This is a genomic window from Mucilaginibacter gossypiicola, assembly GCF_900110105.1.
Lineage (GTDB): Bacteria > Bacteroidota > Bacteroidia > Sphingobacteriales > Sphingobacteriaceae > Mucilaginibacter > Mucilaginibacter gossypiicola.
The window spans coordinates 84,119-108,432 of the sequence record NZ_FOCL01000012.1; the positions used below are offsets into that span (position 1 = coordinate 84,119).

A 24,314-nucleotide genomic window follows, 5' to 3' on the forward strand; every position below is an offset into this window, starting at 1 on the left:
ACACCGGCAGGTCCAACAATAAAAATCAATGAAAAAACTTATCCTGCTTGGCCTGTTAGCCGTCATCTTTATGCAGAAGCCTGCATCAGCACAAACCATTAAAAATTTTGATAAAAACGGCAAGCAGGTAACTAAATTTGACAACCTTGGCAATGCTGTTGATGCGCACGATGGTGAGATAGCTTTATTTAATGGGGTGTATTACCTGTACGGCACCAGTTATGATTGCGGCTTTGAATGGGGAAATAAAACTGCGCCCTTTTGTGGCTTTAAAACTTATTCGTCAACCGATCTGCAACACTGGACCGACCGGGGCTTTATGTTTGATGCTAAAACACCCGTTTGGCAAACCCGCTGCGATGGCAAAACTTATGGCTGTTTTCGCCCGCATGTTATCTACAATAAAAAAACAAAACGCTATGTACTGTGGATCAACGTTTATGATAACCGTGTAGGCTACCGGGTGTTTACAAGCAAAACACCGGTTGGACCTTTCACAGAAGTTAAAGAACCTACCCTGGCTGTGAACAGCGAAATGCCGGTGGCTGGATTAAACAATGGCGATCATGACACTTTTGTTGATGATGACGGCACCGCTTACTTGGCTTATACCGACTGGCGTACCAAAGGAAGTATCGTTATAGAAAAATTAAGCGCCGATTATTTAACCGGCACCGGGCAGCACGTAAAATCTGTAACTACAGGCAATACCGAAGCCCCTGCCCTGTTCAACCGCAAAGGCAAATATTATCTCATTTATTCCGACCCAAATTGTGGCTATTGTTCAGGCACAGGCGCATCTTATCGTACAGCACCGTCGCCATTAGGGCCATGGTCGGATGGGATCAAGATCAGTGATAATTCCTGCGGAGGGCAGCCATCCTTTGTATCAACCATCAAGCTAAACTCAGAAACCATTTTCCTTTTTGGCAGCGACTTGTGGAATAACGCAGCCAAAAACGAAGCCCTTGCCAATTTTTACTGGGCGCCGCTAACTTTTGCTGCCGACGGTTCTATCAACCCTATGAAATGCGAACAAACGGCCAATTTTATCAAAAGCCATGCCCCCAATAAACCAGCCGAAGATTTTACAACGGGCTGCGACATCGGCAAAAATGCTCAGCGCCTGCAAACTTTTACCGCTGCAAAAAGCGGCGCTTTGACTAAAATTAGCTTCACCACCTTCCAAACCGGTTACCCCGATGCAGGCCTGTCTGTTGAGGTGTTTGAGCTTGACAATGCCGGGCGACCTGCGGGCAATGCATTGTCTGCTGCTACTTTAACAGTTGATTCCATTTCCTGGTCGGCCAGAAATATTGCAGTAAAGCCCAACATTCCTGTGATTGCCGGTAAGCGGTATGCCGTTGTCATCAAATCGGCCACTACAAAGGGTTGCTATGGTTTTGCTTACAGCGATATTTTAACAGACCCGAACAATGTGGCGTTGATAAGTAATGATAACGGTGCAACTTTTTCGGCAGAGAGAAACAGGGTGCTTAAACTCGAGGTTGCTATCCGGTAATAGAAGTACTGGCCATCAATCTACAAAACAAAAAGCACGGGGTTGTGCGATTCCCTTCTCGAGAGGAGTGGAGGGGTGTGTTTCTGCTTTAATATGCCAATCGCATAAACACACCCCCTGCAACCACGCTTCCCCTTGCGCTCCCTTTCAAGAGCAGAGCTGTTGCATTCTAAATCAATGTACTTTAAAAATCGCACGGTCGAGCGTCCACGCTCGAGTGTTGGCCCTTTTTGAGCGTCCACGCTCGCGTAACAATTTCAAAAAGGTAAGCGTGGACGCTTACCGGAGCCATAATTCAAGCGAAAGACGCTTGAACTTGCGACTAAACATTAGAATGCAACAGCCCTGCTCTCAAGAGGGGACTTAAAAAAACAGGCCGCTTATCTTTTCATATAAACTATCAACGAGGCTTTGGCCAACAATTGCTTACCCAGCATAAAACCCGTTAAAGCCGCCGTTGAAGCTTGTGTTGTGCCCAGCTTAGCTGTTTTTAAAGCATATACAGTGATCAAATAACGATGATCGCCCTCACCAACGCCGGGGCATGGGCCCTGATAGCCAGGTACGCCTACATCGTTTATACTTTGCAAACTGCCTTGTGGGGCTATGCCGCTTTTTACGTCGCCGGCGCCTTGTTTTAGCTCATAAACATTTGCAGGGATATCTACAATAACCCAATGCCAAAAGCCGCTACCCGTTGGCGCATCGGGGTCATACATGGTAACCGCAAAGCTTTGAGTACCCTCGGGCGCGTTGACCCAGCTTAGCTGTGGCGATTTATTTCCACCACTGCAACCAAAATTACCGGCAACAAATTCATTGCTAAACTGGCCGCCAAGATCGGTACTTTTTAAGGTAAACGTTTGTGAACATGCAGCCTTCGCTATAAAAAAGCTGATGAATAGAGAGAAGATCGTTTTCATAATAACAGTATTTAATTACACCACAAAGTTGGCTTTAATGGTTTTTATACTGTTATTGCAAACGGTTCAAATAGTGGTGCAGATAGCTCAAAATACCATTTGCTGTCCATAAGCGGCCGGGGTTACCCCAAACCTTTTTTTAAAAGCAGTATTAAAATTGGAAAGGTTTTCATAGCCATAGGTAGTGAAAAGTTCGCTTGCTTTCCGGCCTTTTTTCAGTTCGGCACAGGCCGATTCCAGTTTCCTGTCGCGGATATATTTTTGCGGGGATAGGCCATAAGTTTTCTCAAAATCGCGTTTAAATGAGGATAGGCTGCGATTGGCCAGGAAAGCCAGCTCATCAAGCGTAAGGTTATTTAACAGGTTATTTTCAACGAGTTTCTGCAATGATAAACTGGCAGTATCATGTCCATCACCAAACAAAGCGAGCAATTGCGCCGGATACAATTCATAAATAATAAGCAGCAATTCTTCCAGTTTATGCAAGGCTACCGGGTATGAAAGCTGTTGTCCGCCATCAACTAAAGCACGTATGCCCCGGAGGTATTCGTTAAGATATGCAGTGTTCGAAAAGAGCACATAAGGCGGAGCATCTGGCAAGGTATTTTTTGTACTGATGGCATGTTTTGAAAAAAACTCATTTATCAACGCCTGCGGAAAAAAGACGATAAAGCTGCTATACAACTCATCTCTTGAAGTGTCCTTTACCACATGCTCCGCAATCAGGGTGTTACCTTCAGGAATAAGTAAGCCCTGCCCGGGCCTGATGATGGTACAATCGGCATGGCGGTAAAGTTCCTTTTGTCCGTTAAGTACAAAACTGATAGCACATTGATTAAAAACCACCTGATTTTTGAACAGATCGCCGCGCTCACGATAGTACACAAAAGAGATGTCGCCAGCTTTAATTTGCGGTTTATCTTTAACTGCTTCGGGTACGGCGATGGCTTCCATTTGATAATTGTAAGGGGTAAACCATAGGTATTTGGAAGATGAACATCAATTGTAAATGTTGGTTAAAAAAGCTATGTCATTGCGAGGAGCGGCATGGGCAAGAGCGCTTGGGCCGACGCGGCAATCCCGTAGCTATACAGAGCGGATATGCACTGGCTACGAGATTGCCGCGCTACGCTCGCAATGACATATTTTTTTAATTAAAAATAGAGATGATTTCATCCTCCAAACACCTATGGCGTAAAACTAACAATTATCAAATAAAAAAAGCGGAACGGCCAATCGCCGGTTCCGCTTAAAACTGTAACAAAAACTATCTTTTACTTAACGCCGTTCGCAGCGTCAATAATTACTTTGGCAACGGCCTCGGGTTGCGAAATAAAAATCACATGACTGCCTTTAATTTCGGTTATTTTAGCGCCAGCACGTTTGTACATGGTACGTTCAACATCAGGCACAATACTTTTATCTTCGGTAGCCACTATGCCATAGCTTGGTTTGGTTTTCCACGCTGCTTCGGTAATAGGAGTTACAAAACATTGAACCGAGGTTGGCCCTTGTGAGGCAAACATAAAATCAGCCTCGCTCTGGCTCAGATCAGCGGCAAAGCCGCCATGAAATTTGGCTTTGTCGTAGTAAACAAATCCTTTATCATCTGGTGGCAAAATACCGTTTTCAGGTGCCGGAGGGGCAGATTGTACCCATTTTATAGTGTTCTCACCTTTATCCGGTGCGAAAGCGGCAATGTAAACCAACGCCACTACTTTTGAATTATTCCCGGCTTCGGTAATTACCGTACCGCCGTAAGAGTGGCCAACCAAAACTGTAGGGCCATCCTGTTTATCGAGGATTCGGTTAGCGGCATCAACATCGTCCTTTAAAGAAGTTAACGGATTTTGAACCACGGTAACATTATAACCTTTTTTAGTAAGGATTTTATACACAGCCTGAAAGCCCGAGCCATCGGCGAAAGCGCCATGTACTAATACAATGTTTTTGACAGGTGTGCCCTGGGCGTTTACATTGGGGATAAAGGCGAACAAGCCACCCAATAAAATAACCACCGCTGTTAAAAATGTTTTCAGACGGCGCGTTGTGAATTTCGTGTTCATTTTTTGCTGGAGTTTAAGTTTCATAAATAATACTGTTGACAGCATTATTCCAAAGCTCATTCCAAAACAGCAAACCATTAACAATCAAATAATTACAAAACACAAACCTCGCCAACATTCACGATATATCGAATTTACACGAGGATATTATCCGTATATCATAATTACCTATTCTTTAGCCATCGCCACAATATCCTTTCCGTCCAGGATCCAGCGGCCGGTTCCCCGGTTCACCGTATTGATCATGGCTTTACCAACTTCCGCCAGCGTGATAAAACCTTTAGGGTAAATCAGTCGGCCAATGGGATACATCCAGGCAATATATTTATAAAAAGACAAGGTGTTTTTTGCCCCTTTAAAGCTTTTCATAAATCCGGGCCTAAAGTTAAATACCTGTTTAAAAGGCAGCTTCATTAAATCGTTTTCTGTTTTACCTTTTACCCGGGCCCACATGCTGCGGCCTTTTTCGGTGCTATCGGTACCGGCACCTGATACATAACAAAAGGTCATATCCGGATTAATACGGCTTAAAATTTCGCCAACATGCATGGTAAGCAGGTAAGTTACTTTATAATAAGCTTCTTCGCTCATCCCAACAGATGAAACCCCTAAACAAAAAAAGCAGGCATTATAACCAGCCAACTGATCCTGAATGGGTGTGAGGTTAAAAAAATCGGCATGGATAATTTCCGTTAGTTTAGGATGGATTACACCACTTGGTTTACGGTTAATGATCAATACCGATTCAACTTTATCACTCAGTAAACATTGGTGCAGTACGCCCTCGCCTACCATGCCGGTAGCGCCTGTAATTATTGCCTTTATTTTATTAGTTGTTTCCATGATACTGATGTAGCCGATTATACATTAAAAATATTGTATCTTATTGCAGATTTATTTACCTATTCCTATACCGTGTGTTAATTATATGTTACAATACAAACAATTATATAACCATAACGCTTTAACAATAAATTAGTTGAAATGCCGAAATGGTTAAAGATAACCTTAAAGATCGCCGGTGCGCTCGTGGGTTTAATTATAATTTTGTTTATTGCCCTTACTGTTTATGTTAATTATAATAAACAGAAGGTGCTTGCTATGATCACCTCCGAGCTCAATAAAAATATTAACGGTACTTTAACTATCGGTACTATTGATCCAACACTATTTAAAGGCTTCCCCGGTGTATCCGTTGAGTTGAAAGATGTGGTATTGAAAGATAACCGCTGGGCCGAACATCATCACACATTGCTCACCGCCAAAGATCTGGAAGTATCTGTAAATGCATCTGCTCTTTTAAAAGGCGAAGTGGTGATCAATAAGATAGATATCAGCAATGCCGATATCGACCTGTTTACCGATAGCACCGGCTACAGCAATACATCGATATTTAAAGCCAAACCCAAAGTTGAAAAAGATCCGAAAGAGAAACAAACCAGCTCTTCCACGCAAATTGGCAGGTTTTCATTGAATAAGGTAAATTTTGTTGTTGACGACCGTCATGCTTACAAACTGTTCAAATTTGCAGTTAACGATATCCAGGGCCGGATGGAGTACCCCACCAAAGGATGGAATGCAGATATCGATCTGAATACCATGGCAAACAGTTTCTCCTTCAACACAAAAAAGGGGAGCTTTATGAAAAACAGGCTTTTAAAAGGGCACTTTGATATCAGCTACGATGATGATTCGCAGGTTGTTAACCTTGCTCCCAATACTTTAAACATTGGCGACAATCCATTTACGGTAGGTGCACAGTTTAATCTTAAATCTCCACAAACGGATTTTACAATCAACCTCAAGGTAGATGATATTTTATGGAATGATGCCGCCAACCTGCTGGCTGCCAACATTACTAAAAGCCTCAAGATGTTCGATCTTACAAAGCCGATTGATGTTACCTGCGACCTGAAAGGAAGCTTTGGCGGAGGCGGCGATCCATCAATTTATGTTACGGCCAAAGTAAAAGATAACATATTGAAAACCCGGGGAGGCACTATTGAAAATTGCAGTTTTAAAGGTATTTTCAGTAATAATTACATCAACGGCAAAGGTTTAAATGATGATAATTCGGTAATAAAACTTTATCATTTTAACGGTAGCTATAAGGATATTCCGTTTACTATTGATACCGCCTTTATTAATAACCTGAATACGCCCGTAGCCACAGGCATATTCCGTTCCCGCTTTCCGGTTACCAAGCTTAACCCGGTTATTGGCGACGAAAGCCTGAAATTTACCAAAGGCATTGTTGATTTAAAACTGGCCTATAAAGCCGATATTGTAAATTTCAAATTCACCAAACCCTTTGTTACCGGCAATGTAGATATTAAAAATGCAGATGTAGAATACCTGCCACGTGGCCTGGTTTTCAAAAACAACTCCATTGCCTTAAAATTTACCGATAAAGATCTTTATATCAATAATATCCGCCTGCAGAATGGCAGCAGTATAGTGTATATGCAAGGCAAAGTGAGCAACTTCTTGAACCTGTATTATACCGATCCGCAAAAGATTTTAATTGTATGGCAGATCACCAGTCCGCAGATTCGCCTGGGCGAGTTTTTGGGATTCCTGAACAACCGGCAATATGAAAGCAATACCACCGGTAGTGGATCGGGGAAAAAGGTTTCGAATGCAAAAATTACCAGTCAGCTTAATACCGCCTTTGATAAGGGGCAGGCAGAGTTGCACTTGCGCTTATCTAAAGTTTACTACAAGAAGTTTTTAGCTACCGATGTAAATGCCGATATTTTACTGGCCGACAACACGATGAAAATGCGCAATGTAAGCCTGAAAAGCTCGGGGGGATCATTAAACCTAAGCGGACTGGTATTGCAGGGGCCGACCAATAATTTCGCTATCAGTACCAACATTAAAAATGTGAATACCAGCACTTTTTTTGCATCGTTCAATAATTTTGGCCTTAAGGATTTTACCAGTGATAATCTGCACGGCTTCCTGTCGGCAAGGGTTGATATTAAAGGCGGGATTAAAAATACCGGCGACCTGGTGCCGAAATCAATAAAAGGATTTGCGCAGGTTAATTTGACTGATGGCGCGCTTGTAAACTTTGCGCCCATAAAAAGTGTAGGAAAATTCGCCTTCCCTTTCCGCGACCTGGACAATATAACTTTCGGTGATTTGAAGGCCCGGTTTGATCTTGATGGCGATAAAATAAAAATTGCGCCTATGCAAATTAATTCCAGCGTGCTCAACATGGATGTTGAGGGCACTTATTCGCTATCGCGAGGTACTAACATTGCCCTTGATGTACCATTACGTAACCCCAAAAACGACAGCAAAATAGCCGATGAAACCGAACGCAATAAAAAACGCATGAAAGGCATTGTTTTACACATACTTGCCACCGATGGCGATGATGGTAAAATAAAAATTAAGTGGAACAAAAATCATAAAAAAACCAAAGCAGATGATGATGACCAGAAGACAGATGATACCCAGCAAACGCCCGAACCTAAACAAGATTAGCTTAAGTTCACTAAATCTTCACATTAACCGTTGTTTCATGGTGTTTAAATGACACTATAATAGCAAATAAATGCTTACCTTTGTGCTGTTCATTATAGGGTAATATGTTGATTAAACATTTATTGGTTAGCACATTATTTTAAAACTTTTAAACCGCTCGCTCCTTACAGCAATAATATCAGTAGCAAACCCTCGTTTTAAATAAATACTATCCCGGGTTCACAAATAAAGAAGGAAGCAAAGTTTAATGTAGTCTGTTTTACCTCCGGTTGTTTAACCCGGCACATGTATCTTATTGAACCGTTTTTAGCTTAATAATCTGTATTAAAAAATGAGACAACTTAAAATATCCCAATCAATCACTAACCGTGAATCAGCATCGCTCGAAAAATACCTGCACGATATTGGCAAGGTAGATTTGATCACTGCTGAAGAGGAAGTGATCCTGGCGCAAAAGATTCGTGAGGGCGACCAGGTAGCGTTAGAACGTTTGACAAAAACTAACCTGCGCTTTGTGGTATCGGTTGCTAAGCAGTACCAAAACCAGGGCCTTACCCTGGGCGACTTAATAAACGAGGGAAACCTTGGCCTTATCAAAGCGGCAAAACGTTTTGACGAAACCAAAGGTTTTAAATTTATTTCATATGCCGTATGGTGGATCCGTCAGTCAATCCTGTCGGCCATTGCCGAGCAATCGCGTATTGTACGTTTACCATTGAACCAAATTGGTTCATTGAGTAAAATCCATAAAGCAGCTTCAAAACTGGAGCAAGAATATGAAAGGCAGCCAACGCCTGAAGAACTTGCAGATAACCTTGAAATTTCGGTTGATAAAATAGCCGATTCAATGAATAATGCAGGTCGCCAGATTTCGATGGATGCACCATTTATCCAGGGTGAAGAAAATACTTTACTTGACGTATTGGCCAGCTCTGATGCTGCAACTGATACCGAAGTAATGGCCGATTCATTATCACAGGAAATTAAACGTTCGTTAGGTATCCTTGCCGAACGCGACCGTGAAGTACTGATGTTATTCTTTGGCCTTGGTGGCCATGCACCACATTCTTTAGAGGAAATAGGTGAAAAATTTGATTTAACCCGCGAGCGTGTTCGCCAGTTGAAAGACAAGGCTTTGATGCGTTTACGTCACAATTCAAAATCAAACCTGTTGCAATCATACTTAAACTAATCCAGGAATATCCGCCTGAGTTTTTATACCAAAAACGCGAATGAGTAAATCATTCGCGTTTTTTTATTTAGTTATGTCATTGCGAGCGCAGCGTGGCAATCGCACGGAGGCATTGCCGCCTTGTACAGCAAGCGATTGCCACGCTGCGCTCGCAATGACATATTTTTTTACTGATCGAGACAGCGACATCTCTACTTCCCCCCTACAAACTCTTTCCCCTTACGATATTGAGGCAACTCGTACCATGCTTTAGCTGGCCTGTTTGCCGGAAATCCATGCTCGGCCCGATATGCTTTTCGCTCCGAAGTAAAATGCCACCAGCTTTTACCGGTATCACCGTGCTTTATATAATGCGCCAGCAATCGGTATGAATCCTCCACGCAGGGATCGGCCCAGGCACCCACGTGCCGTTCAAATGCATTGAACAGTTCAACCGGGTCTTTGCCCTTTAATTGTTCTAATGAGTAATATCCCTGCTGAATCAATTCCGTTGCAAAATTAATCCCTAATGACGGAATACTTTGAAATTCAATTAGCGCGTTAATCTCTCTTGTACGTTCGGTATCTGCATTTAATATCATAGCAACTTCATCCGGGGCAAAAGTTGTGAGATCGGCTATTTTAGTTTTTTGGGCACGGAGAATAGCTTTCTCCTCTGCTGTTAACAGCAGGTTAATTGATTTCTTCATAATTCAGGCGGATATGTAACTAAGTTAACAAGGAATCCTGAGAAACAAAAAAGCCTTTCAAATTAAATTGAAAGGCTTTTCGCAGCATCTGCACATTTAAAATCTGCACAGCTGTAATCAAAAATTTATTTCATCAGTTTGATAAAGTCATCAAACAAATACCTTGAATCATGCGGACCAGGTGATGATTCCGGGTGATACTGTACCGAGAAGGCTTTTTTACCTTTTACGCGGATACCTTCTATCGATTGGTCGTTCAGGTTAACATGGGTAATTTCCACTTTTTCTGAAGCACGAACAGCATCCGGTACTACGCCAAAACCGTGGTTTTGTGAAGTAACTTCGCAATGGTTAATAATGATATTTTTTACCGGGTGGTTTAAACCGCGATGACCGTTAAACATTTTTTGTGTTGGGATATCGTTAGCCAAAGCCAATAACTGGTGACCTAAGCAAATACCGAACATCGGCTTATCAGCAGCTAAAATTTCTTTTACTGTTTCAACCGCGTAAGGCATAGCAGCGGGGTCGCCGGGGCCGTTTGAAATGAAGTAGCCTGTAGGGGCAAAATCTTTTTCCATTTCGGCGTAGGTTGTTTTAGCCGGGAATACTTTAGCATAAACCTCGCGCGAATCAAAATTGCGAAGGATGTTTTTCTTTACACCAAGGTCAAGCACCGCTACACGGTAAGGAGCATCTTCGCTGCCAAAAGTATAAGTTTCGGTAGTTGATACCTGCGATGAAAGCTCAAGGCCATCCATTGACGGTACCAGGTCAAGCTTAGCTTTCAGTTCATCCAGATCCAATATTTCTGATGAAATGATAGCGTTCATAGCGCCTTTATCACGAATGTGACGAACAAGCTGGCGGGTATCGATATCGGAGATACCCACAATATTTTGTTCCTGGAAATAATCCTGTATCGATTCATCAGCCTGTTTACGGCTGTAAGCGATGTTATAGTTTTTACAAACAAGGCCCGCGATTTGGATCTTGCCCGATTCAACCTCTTCATTAGCAATACCGTAGTTACCAATGTGCGCATTGGTGGTTACCATAATTTGCCCAAAGTATGAAGGGTCGGTAAAAATTTCCTGGTAGCCGGTCATGCCGGTATTAAAACAAATCTCGCCGGTAGTAGTACCCATTTTGCCCGCAGCTTTACCATAAAAAACGGTGCCGTCGGCAAGCAGCAAAATAGCCGGTAATTTGGTTAAATAGTTCATCGCTTAAAAAAATTGAAAGGGTTAAATGATCGGATCGCCTGGTTCAAAGCCCCGTGAAAACTGATAGAAATAATGAAGTAAGGAACTTCCGGATTCACGGCGCAAAAGTAGAAAATTATTTCGGATTTCGGAATTTTGATTTCGGATTTATTTTGATTTCGGATTTATTAATTAATTATTAAGCTTTCTGCCGATTAAAATAACAAATCAAAAAATAGAAAAATCCGAAATCGAAATTCCGAAATCCGAGATCAAAAAATCACATCCGAAATCAAAATTCCGAAATCCGAAATCATACGTACCTTTGCATCGCCGATAAAACATTTATCAATGTCTGTAAATAAAGAAATAAAACGAATCACCACCAATACCATCCAGGAGATGAAGGTTCGTGGTGAAAAGATCTCTATGCTTACCGCATATGATTATTCAATGGCTACTATAGTCGATGAAGCAGGAACGGATATCATCCTTGTTGGCGATTCGGCCTCCAATGTGATGGCCGGTCACGAAACTACGCTGCCTATCACCCTTGATCAGATGATCTACCATGCATCATCGGTAGTACGTGCAGCCAAACGCGCCTTAGTTGTTGTCGATCTGCCCTTTGGCTCATACCAGGGCAATTCAAAGGAAGCGTTGAACTCAGCTATCCGCATCATGAAGGAAGCAGGTGCGCACGCCGTTAAAATTGAAGGCGGTGTTGAAATAGCCGAATCGGTTAGCCGCATCCTGACAGCCGGCATCCCGGTGATGGGACACCTTGGTCTTACCCCGCAATCGATATATAAATTCGGAACATACACGGTACGTGCCAAACACGAAGCTGAAGCGCAAAAACTACGCGAAGATGCACTTAAGCTGCAGGAACTTGGCTGTTTTGGTGTGGTATTGGAAAAAATCCCGGCTAAACTGGCGCAGGAAGTATCCGAAAGCCTGCAGATCCCTACAATAGGTATTGGCGCAGGGCAGCATTGCGACGGACAGGTATTGGTAATTCATGATATGCTGGGAATTAACAAAGGCTTTAAACCACGTTTTTTACGCCAGTACTCCAACCTGTATGATATCATGCACGACGCAATCAAAAATTACAATACCGACGTTAAAAGCAATGGCTTCCCTAACGAGAAGGAACAGTATTAATGTGCAGATTATAGATGTGCAGATTTCAGATGATGAATAAATCGGAATTGGCACATCTACAATCGAAAAATAAAGATGCAGGATTTGCAAATCAAAAATTAAATCCGAAATCGAACATCCGATATCCTAAATAACAATGCCTCGTCCCGAATTTAATTATAGCAGTAACGATATTACCGATAAGGATGTACTTTATGAGGACAATCACCTTATCGGCATAAATAAACGTGCTGGCGATATTGTGCAGGTTGATGAAACCGGCGATGAGCCATTGGACGAAAAAGTAAAAAAATACATCGCCCAAAAATATAGCAAGCCTAACGGTGCGTTTTTAGGTGTAGTGCACCGTTTGGACAGGCCCGTAAGCGGCGTGATCCTTTTTGCTAAAACCAGCAAAGCGCTCGACCGTATCAACAAAATGTTTAAAGCCCGCGAAATGCATAAAACCTATTATGCAGTAGTGCGCAAAAAACCATTTCCTGAAGAGGGTACACTGGTACACTGGCTGGTAAAAAACTCGCAAAAAAACGTAACCAAAGCCCATGACCGCGAAGTTCAGGGCAGCTTACGCTCAGAGTTGAGCTATAAATTAGTTGGTGAGCTAAACGGATATTATCTAATTGAGGTTGACCCGATAACAGGCAGGCCGCACCAGATTAGGGTACAGCTTTCAACACTCGGTTGCCCTATTGTAGGCGATAATAAATATGGCTATCCCCGTGGCAGCCTGCGCAAAAGCATTTGCTTACACGCCCGTAAACTAACTTTTATTCACCCGGTAAAAAATGAACCTGTTGCCATTATTGCGCCTGTACCGCGCGATGGTTTTTGGGAGAAATTTGAGGGGATGATGGTGGGTTGATTTGTGTGGGGCCGTGAAAATACCACCACAGGCTAACCGGTTGCTTTAGTTTTAGTTAAAAGAATCTCATAAAATCGGCGGGACTGATATGCCTTATCTCAAGAAACACATTATTGAGATGATTAAAATCCGCATCAGTGGTTACAAGCTGCAAGCTTAAAAGAGCAGCAAGTGATGCTATCCACAAATCATTCTTCCCCATATTACGTGGTGTTTTAAAATCATAATTGGGAAAGGCCGGATTTGACCTTTGAGAAAACGCGTCAATTTATGCATAGATGTTTACATACAATTGATTAACCTCTATGATATTTACTTCTTCTAAAAAACTATCAAGTAACGCTCGCCTGTTAACACCCCAATTATTTCTGAGGGCTATTGATTTAAGCTCAGCCTCTGAAACAACCGAAAGATATAATTGAGCATTGCTTGGGTTAATAAAATTTACAATACCGGCAAAATCCTTAGCTCTTATTACATTTAAAACAATGTTAGTATCAAGTAATAAATTCATTACTTATCCTTATCCATTTGTTTTGTCAAATCATTCCATTCTTCGTCGGTGAATGGTTCTATTATGGGAGAGTTTTGAAGCGCTTTTATTAATCGCTCCGTGTTTTTATTAGATTTTAAGCTAAAAGCGGTTGTTCCACCTGCAGCCAACACCTCTTCGGGCGAATGAGTAGGATGGGTTTTAAATGAGCCGCTATTGGTTGAAATATTATGCTTCATTGCTTTTTTAGCTTTTATCAAAGATAAAAAATATTTTACACATCACATATTCAACACCTCATTCCAAATCCTTTCATCAACCGGAATACCTTCCCTTAAATTCTTCTCCCTTGTTCTTAAAGTACCTTCTCCGGGATAAGAAATTGAAGAACCTTCATATTCAGGCATACTGGTTTTGGTATAATCAATAATTTCGTTGATCAGGCTTTCTGTATGTTCGCTACCATCAGACCTGATGCAAATAAACACCTGGGAAATACCTGATTCATGCTCACTTTTAGTTATCTCGGCAGTAGACTTGCCCCCGCTTAATACAGTTGCTAACACATCCAACACCAACGACAGCCCCGATCCTTTCCAAAAACCAACTGGTAAAATCCGCTTCGATTTTAATATAGCAGCAGCATCGTTACTAAGTTTCCCATCATCATCATAACCGCCCGGTAGCGGAAGCGGCTCGTTGTTATTAGCAGCATATTGCTTCAGCTTCCCAACAGCATATTGGGATATGGCCATATCCAAAACAACATGTCCATTTTTACGGGGTACAGCAATAACCAGCGGATTATTACCAAGCCGCGGGCTAACACCTCCCCAGGGTGGCAGATTAGCAATAGTATTTGTGAATGATATACTGATAAAACCTCCTTCTGCAGCCTGCCAGCCATAAGTACCGCCACGCATCCAATGGTTGGTGTTTTTTATTGCCACACAGCCAATACCATGCGCGGTAGCAAGCTCCATTGCCCGGCTCATGGCCAAACGCGCGTTTAATATTCCCGGCCCAAGCTTGCCATCCCATTGTTCAATAGCGCCAAAAGCGGTTAACTTAACGGCATCGGCATTGATATTTATAAGACCATCTTTAACATATTTAATAAAAACAGGGAAACGGTTTAGGCCATGGGTATAAACTCCATCCCTGCTGTTTTCGGCAAAAATAGTTGCTATTACTTCGGCTTTATCTTCAGCAAAAGCAAGTTCTGATAACACTCTTTTAAATTCTGCTTTAAGTTTTTCAAACGGAACAAGCATAGATTTTGAAATAATTTTTATTTATAACGTTTATTACAGTGTACTGATGCAAGGTAATCAACCATAATTTATAATTTTGCCTTTAAGTAAATGAAAAGAACTCCGCTGTTGTTTTTCCTGTTTGTAATAAGCGTTGCGCTGATTGTTAATTCATGCAAGAAAGATAACTTAAGCCACATACCTGCTTTAATGGCTGGAAAATGGCAACTTGCCTCCATAACCGTCACTAATTATGTTGGTGACGCCCAAATTTCGTTAGACACGTTAAACCAAACATGTAATATTATCCAGCATTTTACATTCAATGCCGATAATTCATGCAATTACACCAACTTTCAATGCAATGCCGATTCAACGGTAGGCCGCTGGTCGCTTTCGGACAATAAACTATTTTTAATTTCAGATATGGTTTGTAAAGACACAACCAAATCTTCTGGCGGTACCTCAAAGCCATTTGCAAACAGTAAAATAGTTACCTTAGGTAATTATTCGCTGGTATTGGAAACGGGGGATGTTGAACCTAATTATTCGGCAACAAAAAAACGACGCATTATGCGCTACGGGTTTATCAGGCAAAAAACAACCTCAACCCAATAGCATAAAATATTTTCGAATTGTAAAAATGGTTTTATTATAATAGTTTCAATTCCAAGTAAACAATCAGCCCGATGAAACTATTGTAGCTTCATCTCCGTTGAAAAACATATTATCGATGAAAAAAAGAATTGCCATTTTCGCTTCAGGTTCCGGATCAAACGCTCAAAAATTAATGGAGCATTTTAAACGCAATGCCGATGCCGAAGTTGTACTGATACTTACCAATAACCCGCAAGCTTACGTTTTGCAACGCGCCGATAATTTTGAAGTACCCTCGCACATTTTTGGCCGCCACGAATTTTATGAAACGGATGATGTTATCCGCCTGTTAAAAAACCTGCAGGTTGACCTGATTGTACTTGCCGGCTTTTTGTGGCTTGTACCGCAATCTTTATTAAAAGCATTCCCTAATAAGATCATCAACCTGCACCCCGCCCTGTTGCCAAAATACGGCGGTAAAGGCATGTATGGCGATAATGTTCACCGCAAAGTATTAGAGGATAAAGAAGAAGAAAGCGGTATCACCATCCACTTCGTTAACGAAAACTTTGATGAAGGCGAGATCATCCACCAGTCAAAATTCAAAATAGAACCCGGCGACACACTTGAGATCGTAAAATTTAAAGGGCAACAGTTAGAGCATAACCATTTCCCTAAAGTGGTTGAAGCACTGCTTAAAAAGATGAAAAGCTGATTTTTACTTACTCAATTTAACAAACTGATCAGTGCAACCTTCTGTACACATTACAGGACCAGCAGGGCTCATGTTTAGCAAACTGTCTTTTATTTTATACCTATAATCTTCGAACTGTGAATTATCGGCATTTTTTAGCGTAATAGTTATGCTGTCCTTCAAAATATATCGCGTAAATTGAGGATACACTGTTCCGCTTACTTTCCCGTTGCTATTGAAAATGATATAGTCATTAGAATTGGCTTCAACCCATTGGCCTGGCCCCCCGTTACTCATAAACCGACGGGCTATCTTCCATTTGCCGTTTAAAGATTCGCCTGCAGCTGAGGTGTTTTCTTTTTTGCAGCCCAAACTTTGAATAATAACTATTCCAATTAATAAGGTGATAAGGTGTTTCATTGCATTTGTTTTTTTATAGTTACGCATTCTCAACAGCTAACGCTACAGCAGTGTTAATTTTCTAAAACTTATCTCTAATTATCTAATCACCAATTAACTAAATATCACTACCTTTGCGGCTCAAAAAACAGCGTGTACATGAGCCAGTCAGTTCAAATAAAAAATGCTTTAATTTCTGTTTATTACAAAGATAATTTAGAGCCCATCATTCATGAGTTAAACCGCCTTGGTGTAAATATCTATTCAACCGGTGGTACCGAAACTTTTATCCGCGATTTAGGTGTAAATGTGATCCCGGTTGAGGACCTTACCTCATATCCTTCAATCCTGGGTGGCCGTGTTAAAACCCTGCACCCTAAGGTTTTCGGTGGTATTTTAACCCGCAGAGATCATGATGGTGATAAACAGCAAATAGCACAATACGAAATTCCTGAAATTGATTTGGTGATTGTTGATCTGTACCCGTTTGAAGAAACCGTAGCATCAGGTGCCAGCGCCGAAGATATTATCGAAAAGATCGATATCGGCGGCATTTCTTTGATCCGCGCAGCTGCAAAAAACTTTAAAGATGTAGTGATCGTAGCATCAAAAGATGACTACTCCGGCCTGGAAAATATCCTAAAAACACAGGATGGTGTTACCACAATTGATCAGCGCCGCTCATTTGCCCAAAAAGCATTCAACATATCGTCAAACTACGATACACATATTTTCAACTATTTTAACGAAGCCGAGCCGCTTCCGGTATTTAAACAAAGTATCCAAACCAGCCAGGTTTTACGTTACGGCGAAAACCCGCATCAGAAAGGTACATTTTATGGCAACCTCGATGCCATGTTCAATAAATTGAACGGCAAAGAGCTCTCATACAACAACCTGGTTGACGTTGACGCTGCTGTTGCTATCATCGATGAGTTTACCGAACCTACCATCGCTATCCTTAAACATACCAATGCCTGTGGTGTAGCTACCCGCTCAACCATTAAACAAGCATGGGTTGATGCTTTGGCTTGCGACCCTGTTTCTGCCTTTGGCGGTGTAATTATTGCCAATGCCGAGATCGACGCTGAAACAGCTACCGAGATCGACAAATTATTTTATGAAGTGCTGATCGCTCCGGCGTTTACAGACGAGGCTGTAAAAATCCTTTCAGGAAAAAAGAACCGCATCCTGTTGGTTCGTCAGCCGGTTGAACTGCCTGTTAAACATTTCAAAACTTTATTGAACGGTGTAATTGAGCAGGATAAAGACGCGGTTATTGAAGGTCCGGCCCAAATGACCACCGTTACAGAAAAAGCTCCTACTGAAGCTGAGTTGAAAGACCTGTACTTCGCTAACAAAATTGTAAAACATACCAAATCAAACACTATCGTGTTTGCTAAAAATAATCAGCTAATGGCGAGCGGAGTAGGTCAAACATCAAGGGTTGATGCGCTCAAACAAGCCGTGATCAAGGCACAAAGTTTTGGCTTCGACCTGAACGGCGCAGTAATGGCATCTGACGCGTTCTTCCCGTTCCCTGATTGTGCCGAACTGGCCGCCGAAGCAGGCATCACTGCCATTTTACAACCGGGCGGTTCAATTAATGACAAGCTTTCGGTTGCCATGTGCAACGAAAAAGGTTTAGCGATGGTGACTACCGGAGTTCGTCATTTTAAACACTAATTTTAAAGGTTGACCGGGGTGATTAGGTGAGTAGTTTATTAGGTTAAAAACGTTTGATTGAAGAGTAGAGATTGATTTGGTGAAAAGGGAAAATGTTTCTAACCTGTTTTAACTTAATTTACCTGTAAATCCGGTCAACCACTTAATAAATAAGCTCTATCAACCCAACCTCAACACAATAAATGTGATTTTTTAACGCTTAAGTTTGCAAAATGCTAAACTATTTAAGCGTATTTTTATAAACTTTGCATAACATACTGAAAGAAATACCAGATGGGTTTATTTAACTTTTTTACACAAGAAATTGCTATCGATTTAGGTACAGCAAATACCCTCATTATACATAACGATAAAGTTGTTGTTGACGAACCCTCGATCGTGGCGTTCGACAGAACAACCAATAAAGTGATCGCAATTGGTCGTCAGGCCATGCAAATGGAAGGTAAAACGCACGATAATATCCGTACCGTGCGCCCGCTTAAAGACGGTGTAATTGCCGACTTTAACGCTGCCGAGCACATGATCCGCGGGATGATCAAAATGATTAACCAGGGCAAGGGATGGTTCTTTCCATCGCTGCGTATGGTGATCTGTATCCCTTCGGGTATTACCGAGGTTGAGAAACGTGCAGTGCGTGACTCGGCCGAGATTGCCGGCGCTAAAGAGGTTTACCTTATCCACGAGCCAATGGCAGCTGCCGTAGGTATCGGTATCGACGTGGAAGAGCCGATGGGCAACATGATCATCGATATCGGTGGTGGTACTACCGAAATTGCCGTTATCGCTTTATCAGGTATCGTGTGCGATCAGTCGATCCGTGTTGCGGGTGATAACTTTGATTCGGACATTGTTCAATATATCCGTCGCCAGCATAATATCATGATTGGCGATCGTACTGCCGAAAAAATTAAAATTGAGGTTGGCGCTGCCCTTCCTGAGTTGAGCGAGCCGCCGGGTGATTTTGCAGTACAAGGCCGTGACCTGATGACAGGTGTGCCAAAACAGATCATGGTATCGTACACCGAAATTGCGCATTGTTTGGATAAATCAATCTCAAAGATTGAAGAAGCGATATTGAAAGCATTGGAGATCACCCCTCCCGAGCTTTCGGCCGATATTTACCAAACCGGTATCTATTTAACCGGTGGCGGTGCATTATTGCGCGGCCTGGATAAGCGTGTGGCAGCCAAAACCAAACTTCCTGTTCACGTTGCCGAAGACCCACTTCGCGCCGTAGTACGCGGAACCGGCACCGCCCTTAAAAACATCGGGAACTTTAAATTTTTAATGCAATAGTTTAGTGAGTGGTGAGTAGAGGATAAGTGAGTGGTTAACTGCTCATTCATACAACTACTCACTACTCACCATTCAACAACTCACTGATCAATGCGTAACCTTTGGATATTTATAACTAAGTATAACGCGTTTTTTTTATTCCTGATTTTTGAGATTAGCTCGCTGCTTATTTATATCAAATACAACTCATTTCAAAAGGCATCTTTTATTAATTCAACCAGCAAGGTAACAGGTACACTGTACAGCCAGGTTGATGCATTAAAAGAGTATCTCTCGTTAAAAGAAACCAATGACAGCCTTGCCCGCGAAAATGCAAAGCTTCGGGGCCAGCTCAAAGTATCCATGTATGTTGATAGCGTTGAAAAGCACAAGGTTAATGATACTGTTTACAAACAGCAGTACAGTTATATTGTAGCCAAAGTCATCAATAACTCTTTCAATAAACGCAGCAACTACATTACTATTAACCGGGGCAGCAGGGATGGCATACAAAAAGATATGGGTGTAATAACCGGGGCCGGTGTTGTAGGCCAGGTTATTGATGTAACCGATCATTTAGCTATTATCCAATCGGTTTTACATAAAAACACCCGGTTTAGCGCCATGCTGGCAAGTACTAAGGATATAGGCTCCTTTGTATGGGGCAATGACCTTGATCCGCACAGAGGGGTATTGATTGATATACAGAATAACGCACAGCCTAAAATAGGCGAAACGGTGGTTACCTCTGGCTATTCACTTTTCCCTACAGGCATACCTTTTGGCAAAATTACTAACCTGCATGCCAAAGGCGGCGGTTTGCTTATTAATGTTGAGGTGGCTTTAGCTGTTGATTTTACAAAGCTTCAATACGTTTACGTGGTAAATAACAAATTTGCAGGTGAACAAACGGGACTGGAGGCCGTACAAAACAAAAATGAGTAGGACTATCCTTGTTAATCTCGCCAGGTTTATTGTGCTGGTTTTTATGCAGGTTTTCCTGTTAAAAAACATCACGTTCTATAATCTCGCTACGCCATATTTTTATATACTGTTCATCCTGCTGCTTCCGTTTGAGGTTCCCAATCCTTTACTTTTTGTACTGGCTTTTGTAACAGGACTTTGTATCGATGCCTTTTATGACACACCGGGCCTGCACGCCGCAGCCTGTGTTGTACTGGCCCTTGTGCGTGTTTTATTCATTAGCATAACCGTACAAAAAGATGGCTTTGACAATGAGCCGGAACCCACATTGAGCATCATGGGTTTCCGCTGGTTTTTTACCTATGTTTTGATACTCACTTTATTCCACCATTTTTTCCTGCTTAATTTAGAGGTTTTTAGTTTTTCTGAAATACAATACACACTAAGCCGTGTTGTTTTGAGTTCATTGTTTACCGTATTTTTAATACTAATTTCGGGCCTGCTATTTTTCAGAAGGAAAGAACGTAAATGAATAAGTTTTTTGAACGCCGCTACGTTGTTACCGGTATCTTTATAGCTATTATTTTGGCCCTGCTGGGACGGCTTTACTATATCCAGATAGTGGATGACCGCTATACCATATACGCCAACAGCAATGTAAGGCGCACTACCATACTTTACCCTGCCCGCGGACCAATACTTGACCGTAACGGCAAAATCCTGGTACAAAACGAACCTATTTACGACGTAATGATTAACCCCAAAGAGGTTAAACCGTTTGATACCCTGCTTTTTTGCAAGATGATAGGTATTGATAAAGAGGGGTTTGATAAACGCTTTATTAAGGCCAAAAGGCAATCGCCCAATACGGCGTCAATATTTGAAAAACAATTATCTGTTGAGCTTTACGCCGCACTACAGGAAAAGCTTTTTGAGTTCCCTGGTTTTTCCATTGTTCCCCGTACTATACGTACATATCCCGATTCTGTAGCGGCGCAGTTTTTGGGCTTTATTGGTGAGGTTACTGACAGGGACATTAAACGCTCAAACGGCTATTATCGCCTTGGCGACTATATTGGCGTTACAGGGGTTGAAAAAGCTTATGAAAATGTGCTTCGCGGTCAGCGTGGTGTGCAGGTACAAATGGTTGATTCGCACGGTGCATTTAAAGGTTCGTTTGCCAATGGCGCACTTGACACCGTACCGCGATCGGGCGAACGCCTTACCTCATCCCTGGATATCGACCTGCAAAGGCTTGGCGAAAAGCTGATGCAAAACAAGCTGGGTGGTATTGTGGCTATCGAGCCTTCATCGGGCGAAATCTTATGTTATGTAAGTAGCCCTACTTATGATCCCAATCTGATGGTAGGTCGTCAGCGTGGCAATAACCTCGCTAAAATGTATAATAACCCGTATAAGCCATTCTTCATCAGGCCTATACAGGCTCAATATCCACCGGGCTCATCTTTTAAACCCTTAAGTGCGTTAATCGCCTTACAGGAAGGCATTATCAATCCTAACGAAACTTTTTACTGCACCGGTAACTACAGGGTAGGGAACCGTATTGTACACTGTAATCATGGCGAGGCACACGGCACGGTAAATATGGCCAAAGCGGTAGCCGAGTCATGTAATGGCTACTTCACCATGGTATTTCAGCGTATTGTTGACCGGTACGGTGTAAAAAATACAGAAGCCAATTTCGTCGCATGGCGAAATAATGTAATGAAATTTGGCCTTGGCGCCCGGCTTGATCTTGATATGCCGGCAGAAAGCCGGGGCAATGTACCAACGCCTCTGCACTATGATAATGCTTACCATAAAGGCGGCTGGCGTTCAAGTACTATTGCTGCATTAGCTATAGGCCAGGGCGAGTTGTTAGCTACCCCATTACAATTGGCAAACCTGGAGTGCACCATTGCCAATCGTGGTTTTTTTTACAAACCGCACCTTATTAAAGCTATCGGCACCGAAAACGTAATCAAAAAGGAATACGTAGAGAAAAATTATGTGGGAATAGATTCCGGATATTTTGAACCTGTTATTAACGGAATGGAGGCCGTGGTTGAAAATGGCACGGCGCGCAGGTCAAAAATACCAGACATTATTATGTGTGGTAAAACCGGTACGGCGCAAAACCCGCATGGTGAGGACCACTCGGTATTTGTGGCATTTGCCCCCCGCGATAACCCTAAAATTGCAATTGCCGTTGTTGTAGAAAACTCGGGCGAAGGTGCCCATTGGGCCGCTCCTATTGCCAGCTTTATTGTCGAAAAATATTTAAAAGGTAAAGTTACCCCGCGCGAATCGGGATTCACGGTTGACTATTTTGCAAATGCCAACCGCCTGCCTGATCTTAGCCTTTATGCACAAGATCTGCAAAAAGAACGCAGACGTGACAGTATCAGGGCAGCAAAGGTTGATTCAATTAAGAAGTTCAAAGCTGATTCAATCAAGAAATTCAAGGCCGATTCAATAAAAAAAGAACGACGCGAAGCGGCTTATAATAACAAGCCGGCAAACTGGATTAAAACACTAACAGGCGGGAGGACAGGCAAGTCATGAGCACTCAGCAACGTAGTTTCTTTTTTAACGTAGATTGGCTTACGGTTTTCCTGTACCTGATACTTTGCGCTATTGGCTGGTTCAATATTCACGCAGCAGTTTTTGATGCCAACCATTCCAGCATTGTTGATACTTCTACTAACTACGGTAAGCAGTTCATTTACATTTGCGTATCAATTGTAGTTGGCATTGTAATATTGCTGCTCGAAAGCCGGTTTATTGCAGCCCTGGCCCCGGCATTTTATGTGGTGATTGTACTTTTATTGGTACTGGTATTAATAATAGGCCGAAACGTGGGCGGTAACCAGGCCTGGATAAACATGGGTGGTGGTTTCCGGCTGCAGCCTTCGGAGTTCGCCAAATTTGCCACCTGTTTATTATTAGCGCGATATTTAAGCGGTACCAACATCCGTGTTACCGATCCCAAATCATTTTTAATGGCAGCGGCCATTATCGGGTTTCCAATGTTGCTGATCATGTTGCAGCCCGATACTGGCTCAACTCTGGTGTTTTGCTCCCTGATATTTGTTTTATACCGCGAGGGGCTTTCCCCTTATTTCCTGATCATAGCAGGCCTGTTTATTACCCTCTTTGTTACATCGCTGCTGTATAACCCGCTTTATATTATCCTGATACTGGTTGCACTGACAGCGTTCATTATCTTTTTATTTAAACGTAACAGGCAGCTCATTAAAACTATGGTTATTGGCCTTGCCATTTGCATAGCATTTATATTTAGCGTAAAGTTTATCTACTCACATGTTTTAAAGAAACACCAAACAGAACGTATTAACATATTGCTGGGTATCACAACCGATTTAAGGGGAAAAGGTTACAACGTAAATCAATCTAAAATAGCTATTGGCTCCGGGAAACTCTGGGGTAAAGGTTATTTACATGGCACACAAACTCAATACTCATTTGTACCCGAGCAAAGTACCGACTTTATTTTTTGTACCGTTGGTGAAGAATGGGGCTTTGCAGGCTCGTTAACGGTGATTAGCCTTTTCATGTTCCTGATACTACGGGTCATTCTTATAGCCGAGCGGCAACGATCTCCTTTTACCCGTGTTTATGGCTATGGCGTAGCTTCAGTACTATTTTTTCACGTGGTGATCAATATCGGTATGACCATCGGTGTAGTACCGGTTATCGGGATTCCTTTGCCATTCATCAGCTACGGCGGATCCTCATTGCTGAGTTTCACCATGCTCCTGTTCACGCTCATTAAGCTTGACTCAAACAGGAAATCGAACGTTTAGTTTAAGTCAGAAGTCTTGAGTCGGGAGTTTGAAGTCAATAGTCTC

23 protein-coding genes are annotated in these 24,314 nt (G+C 42.2%); 13 read left to right on the forward strand and 10 right to left on the reverse strand.

What is annotated here, in order from left to right:
* Positions 1–28: 28 nt before the first annotated feature.
* The gene (locus BMX50_RS28050; protein ID WP_091218485.1) at positions 29–1,522 is read left to right on the forward strand and encodes a family 43 glycosylhydrolase; all 1,494 of its coding nucleotides are present in this window, start codon (positions 29–31) and stop codon (positions 1,520–1,522) included.
* 380 nt (positions 1,523–1,902) lie between these two features.
* Here BMX50_RS28050 and BMX50_RS28055 read toward each other — a convergent pair whose 3' ends face one another.
* From BMX50_RS28055 to BMX50_RS28070, 4 genes are all read right to left on the reverse strand, one after another.
* Positions 1,903–2,445: a YbhB/YbcL family Raf kinase inhibitor-like protein gene (locus BMX50_RS28055; RefSeq protein WP_091218489.1), complete on the reverse strand. Its 543-nt coding sequence runs from the start codon at positions 2,443–2,445 to the stop codon at positions 1,903–1,905.
* 87 nt (positions 2,446–2,532) lie between these two features.
* Positions 2,533–3,399 carry a helix-turn-helix domain-containing protein gene (locus BMX50_RS28060; protein ID WP_091218494.1) on the reverse strand — a complete coding sequence of 289 codons (867 nt, stop codon included), beginning with the start codon at positions 3,397–3,399 and terminating at the stop codon, positions 2,533–2,535.
* A 320-nt stretch (positions 3,400–3,719) separates the two neighbouring features.
* The gene (locus BMX50_RS28065) at positions 3,720–4,535 is read right to left on the reverse strand and encodes an alpha/beta hydrolase (RefSeq protein ID WP_244281126.1); all 816 of its coding nucleotides are present in this window, start codon (positions 4,533–4,535) and stop codon (positions 3,720–3,722) included.
* A 144-nt stretch (positions 4,536–4,679) separates the two neighbouring features.
* Positions 4,680–5,354, reverse strand: coding sequence for an NAD-dependent epimerase/dehydratase family protein (locus tag BMX50_RS28070; RefSeq protein ID WP_091218499.1), 675 nt, complete (start codon positions 5,352–5,354; stop codon positions 4,680–4,682).
* Between the two features lie 141 nt (positions 5,355–5,495).
* On the opposite strand from BMX50_RS28070, the gene BMX50_RS28075 reads away from it, so the two are divergent.
* Both BMX50_RS28075 and BMX50_RS28080 read left to right on the forward strand, forming a co-directional pair.
* A complete protein-coding gene (locus BMX50_RS28075; RefSeq protein ID WP_091218503.1) occupies positions 5,496–8,006 on the forward strand; it encodes an AsmA family protein in 2,511 nt (836 codons plus the stop codon).
* Positions 8,007–8,337: 331 nt separating this feature from the next.
* On the forward strand, positions 8,338–9,198 hold the full coding sequence (locus BMX50_RS28080) for a sigma-70 family RNA polymerase sigma factor (RefSeq protein WP_091165711.1): 861 nt from the start codon (positions 8,338–8,340) through the stop codon (positions 9,196–9,198).
* 191 nt (positions 9,199–9,389) lie between these two features.
* Here the strand turns inward: BMX50_RS28080 and BMX50_RS28085 are convergent, their stop codons facing one another.
* Both BMX50_RS28085 and carA read right to left on the reverse strand, forming a co-directional pair.
* Positions 9,390–9,887, reverse strand: a complete 498-nt coding sequence (locus BMX50_RS28085; protein ID WP_091218507.1) for a helix-hairpin-helix domain-containing protein — start codon at positions 9,885–9,887, stop codon at positions 9,390–9,392.
* A gap of 125 nt (positions 9,888–10,012) precedes the next feature.
* Positions 10,013–11,113: a glutamine-hydrolyzing carbamoyl-phosphate synthase small subunit gene (carA, locus tag BMX50_RS28090; RefSeq protein WP_091218510.1), complete on the reverse strand. Its 1,101-nt coding sequence runs from the start codon at positions 11,111–11,113 to the stop codon at positions 10,013–10,015.
* Positions 11,114–11,443: 330 nt separating this feature from the next.
* Between carA and panB the strand changes: the two genes are divergently transcribed.
* Together panB and BMX50_RS28100 are read left to right on the forward strand one after the other, a co-directional pair.
* Positions 11,444–12,259: a 3-methyl-2-oxobutanoate hydroxymethyltransferase gene (gene panB, locus BMX50_RS28095; protein WP_091218517.1), complete on the forward strand. Its 816-nt coding sequence runs from the start codon at positions 11,444–11,446 to the stop codon at positions 12,257–12,259.
* 136 nt (positions 12,260–12,395) lie between these two features.
* Positions 12,396–13,121 (forward strand): RluA family pseudouridine synthase, encoded by a 726-nt coding sequence (locus BMX50_RS28100; RefSeq protein WP_091218520.1) that lies wholly within the window; start codon positions 12,396–12,398, stop codon positions 13,119–13,121.
* 268 nt (positions 13,122–13,389) lie between these two features.
* Here BMX50_RS28100 and BMX50_RS34965 read toward each other — a convergent pair whose 3' ends face one another.
* The 3 genes from BMX50_RS34965 to yiaK are packed head-to-tail and all read right to left on the reverse strand — an operon-like array spanning position 13,390 to position 14,888.
* On the reverse strand, positions 13,390–13,635 hold the full coding sequence (locus BMX50_RS34965) for a PIN domain-containing protein (protein WP_244281127.1): 246 nt from the start codon (positions 13,633–13,635) through the stop codon (positions 13,390–13,392).
* On the reverse strand, positions 13,635–13,853 hold the full coding sequence (locus tag BMX50_RS28110) for a hypothetical protein (RefSeq protein WP_091218527.1): 219 nt from the start codon (positions 13,851–13,853) through the stop codon (positions 13,635–13,637). Before BMX50_RS28110 ends, BMX50_RS34965 begins: the two co-directional genes overlap by 1 nt.
* Positions 13,854–13,895: 42 nt before the next feature.
* Complete coding sequence (gene yiaK, locus BMX50_RS28115) at positions 13,896–14,888, reverse strand: 3-dehydro-L-gulonate 2-dehydrogenase (protein WP_091218535.1); 993 nt, start codon at positions 14,886–14,888, stop codon at positions 13,896–13,898.
* Between the two features lie 90 nt (positions 14,889–14,978).
* Between yiaK and BMX50_RS28120 the strand changes: the two genes are divergently transcribed.
* Positions 14,979–15,485: a lipocalin family protein gene (locus BMX50_RS28120; protein ID WP_091218542.1), complete on the forward strand. Its 507-nt coding sequence runs from the start codon at positions 14,979–14,981 to the stop codon at positions 15,483–15,485.
* 115 nt (positions 15,486–15,600) lie between these two features.
* Positions 15,601–16,179 (forward strand): phosphoribosylglycinamide formyltransferase, encoded by a 579-nt coding sequence (gene purN, locus BMX50_RS28125; protein ID WP_091218552.1) that lies wholly within the window; start codon positions 15,601–15,603, stop codon positions 16,177–16,179.
* Positions 16,180–16,182: 3 nt separating this feature from the next.
* On the opposite strand, the gene BMX50_RS28130 is transcribed toward purN, so the two are convergent.
* Positions 16,183–16,578 carry a lipocalin-like domain-containing protein gene (locus tag BMX50_RS28130; RefSeq protein WP_143065281.1) on the reverse strand — a complete coding sequence of 132 codons (396 nt, stop codon included), beginning with the start codon at positions 16,576–16,578 and terminating at the stop codon, positions 16,183–16,185.
* A 138-nt stretch (positions 16,579–16,716) separates the two neighbouring features.
* On the opposite strand from BMX50_RS28130, the gene purH reads away from it, so the two are divergent.
* The 6 genes from purH (at position 16,717) to rodA (ending at position 24,269) form a co-directional block, all read left to right on the forward strand.
* Complete coding sequence (purH, locus tag BMX50_RS28135; RefSeq protein ID WP_091218562.1) at positions 16,717–18,243, forward strand: bifunctional phosphoribosylaminoimidazolecarboxamide formyltransferase/IMP cyclohydrolase; 1,527 nt, start codon at positions 16,717–16,719, stop codon at positions 18,241–18,243.
* A 273-nt stretch (positions 18,244–18,516) separates the two neighbouring features.
* Entirely contained in the window at positions 18,517–19,539 is a 1,023-nt protein-coding gene (locus BMX50_RS28140) for a rod shape-determining protein (RefSeq protein ID WP_090528947.1), read from the forward strand.
* Positions 19,540–19,629: 90 nt separating this feature from the next.
* Positions 19,630–20,463: a rod shape-determining protein MreC gene (gene mreC / locus BMX50_RS28145; RefSeq protein ID WP_091218563.1), complete on the forward strand. Its 834-nt coding sequence runs from the start codon at positions 19,630–19,632 to the stop codon at positions 20,461–20,463.
* Positions 20,456–20,974, forward strand: coding sequence for a rod shape-determining protein MreD (gene mreD / locus BMX50_RS28150; RefSeq protein ID WP_091218801.1), 519 nt, complete (start codon positions 20,456–20,458; stop codon positions 20,972–20,974). Before mreC ends, mreD begins: the two co-directional genes overlap by 8 nt.
* Positions 20,971–23,007 carry a penicillin-binding protein 2 gene (mrdA, locus tag BMX50_RS28155; RefSeq protein ID WP_091218564.1) on the forward strand — a complete coding sequence of 679 codons (2,037 nt, stop codon included), beginning with the start codon at positions 20,971–20,973 and terminating at the stop codon, positions 23,005–23,007. Before mreD ends, mrdA begins: the two co-directional genes overlap by 4 nt.
* Positions 23,004–24,269: a rod shape-determining protein RodA gene (rodA, locus tag BMX50_RS28160; protein ID WP_091218571.1), complete on the forward strand. Its 1,266-nt coding sequence runs from the start codon at positions 23,004–23,006 to the stop codon at positions 24,267–24,269. The genes mrdA and rodA overlap by 4 nt, the downstream gene beginning before the upstream one ends.
* Positions 24,270–24,314 lie beyond the last annotated feature (45 nt).

Excerpts from the sequence above, each read along its gene's own strand:
- BMX50_RS28050 (WP_091218485.1), top strand. The coding sequence starts at position 29 with ATGAAAAAACTTATCCTGCTTGGCCTGTTAGCCGTCATCTTTATGCAG.
- BMX50_RS28055 (WP_091218489.1), bottom strand. The coding sequence starts at position 2,445 with ATGAAAACGATCTTCTCTCTATTCATCAGCTTTTTTATAGCGAAGGCT.
- BMX50_RS28060 (WP_091218494.1), bottom strand. The coding sequence starts at position 3,399 with ATGGAAGCCATCGCCGTACCCGAAGCAGTTAAAGATAAACCGCAAATT.
- BMX50_RS28065 (WP_244281126.1), bottom strand. The coding sequence starts at position 4,535 with ATGAAACTTAAACTCCAGCAAAAAATGAACACGAAATTCACAACGCGC.
- BMX50_RS28070 (WP_091218499.1), bottom strand. The coding sequence starts at position 5,354 with ATGGAAACAACTAATAAAATAAAGGCAATAATTACAGGCGCTACCGGC.
- BMX50_RS28075 (WP_091218503.1), top strand. The coding sequence starts at position 5,496 with ATGCCGAAATGGTTAAAGATAACCTTAAAGATCGCCGGTGCGCTCGTG.
- BMX50_RS28080 (WP_091165711.1), top strand. The coding sequence starts at position 8,338 with ATGAGACAACTTAAAATATCCCAATCAATCACTAACCGTGAATCAGCA.
- BMX50_RS28085 (WP_091218507.1), bottom strand. The coding sequence starts at position 9,887 with ATGAAGAAATCAATTAACCTGCTGTTAACAGCAGAGGAGAAAGCTATT.
- carA (WP_091218510.1), bottom strand. The coding sequence starts at position 11,113 with ATGAACTATTTAACCAAATTACCGGCTATTTTGCTGCTTGCCGACGGC.
- panB (WP_091218517.1), top strand. The coding sequence starts at position 11,444 with ATGTCTGTAAATAAAGAAATAAAACGAATCACCACCAATACCATCCAG.
- BMX50_RS28100 (WP_091218520.1), top strand. The coding sequence starts at position 12,396 with ATGCCTCGTCCCGAATTTAATTATAGCAGTAACGATATTACCGATAAG.
- BMX50_RS34965 (WP_244281127.1), bottom strand. The coding sequence starts at position 13,635 with ATGAATTTATTACTTGATACTAACATTGTTTTAAATGTAATAAGAGCT.
- BMX50_RS28110 (WP_091218527.1), bottom strand. The coding sequence starts at position 13,853 with ATGAAGCATAATATTTCAACCAATAGCGGCTCATTTAAAACCCATCCT.
- yiaK (WP_091218535.1), bottom strand. The coding sequence starts at position 14,888 with ATGCTTGTTCCGTTTGAAAAACTTAAAGCAGAATTTAAAAGAGTGTTA.
- BMX50_RS28120 (WP_091218542.1), top strand. The coding sequence starts at position 14,979 with ATGAAAAGAACTCCGCTGTTGTTTTTCCTGTTTGTAATAAGCGTTGCG.
- purN (WP_091218552.1), top strand. The coding sequence starts at position 15,601 with ATGAAAAAAAGAATTGCCATTTTCGCTTCAGGTTCCGGATCAAACGCT.
- BMX50_RS28130 (WP_143065281.1), bottom strand. The coding sequence starts at position 16,578 with ATGAAACACCTTATCACCTTATTAATTGGAATAGTTATTATTCAAAGT.
- purH (WP_091218562.1), top strand. The coding sequence starts at position 16,717 with ATGAGCCAGTCAGTTCAAATAAAAAATGCTTTAATTTCTGTTTATTAC.
- BMX50_RS28140 (WP_090528947.1), top strand. The coding sequence starts at position 18,517 with ATGGGTTTATTTAACTTTTTTACACAAGAAATTGCTATCGATTTAGGT.
- mreC (WP_091218563.1), top strand. The coding sequence starts at position 19,630 with ATGCGTAACCTTTGGATATTTATAACTAAGTATAACGCGTTTTTTTTA.
- mreD (WP_091218801.1), top strand. The coding sequence starts at position 20,456 with ATGAGTAGGACTATCCTTGTTAATCTCGCCAGGTTTATTGTGCTGGTT.
- mrdA (WP_091218564.1), top strand. The coding sequence starts at position 20,971 with ATGAATAAGTTTTTTGAACGCCGCTACGTTGTTACCGGTATCTTTATA.
- rodA (WP_091218571.1), top strand. The coding sequence starts at position 23,004 with ATGAGCACTCAGCAACGTAGTTTCTTTTTTAACGTAGATTGGCTTACG.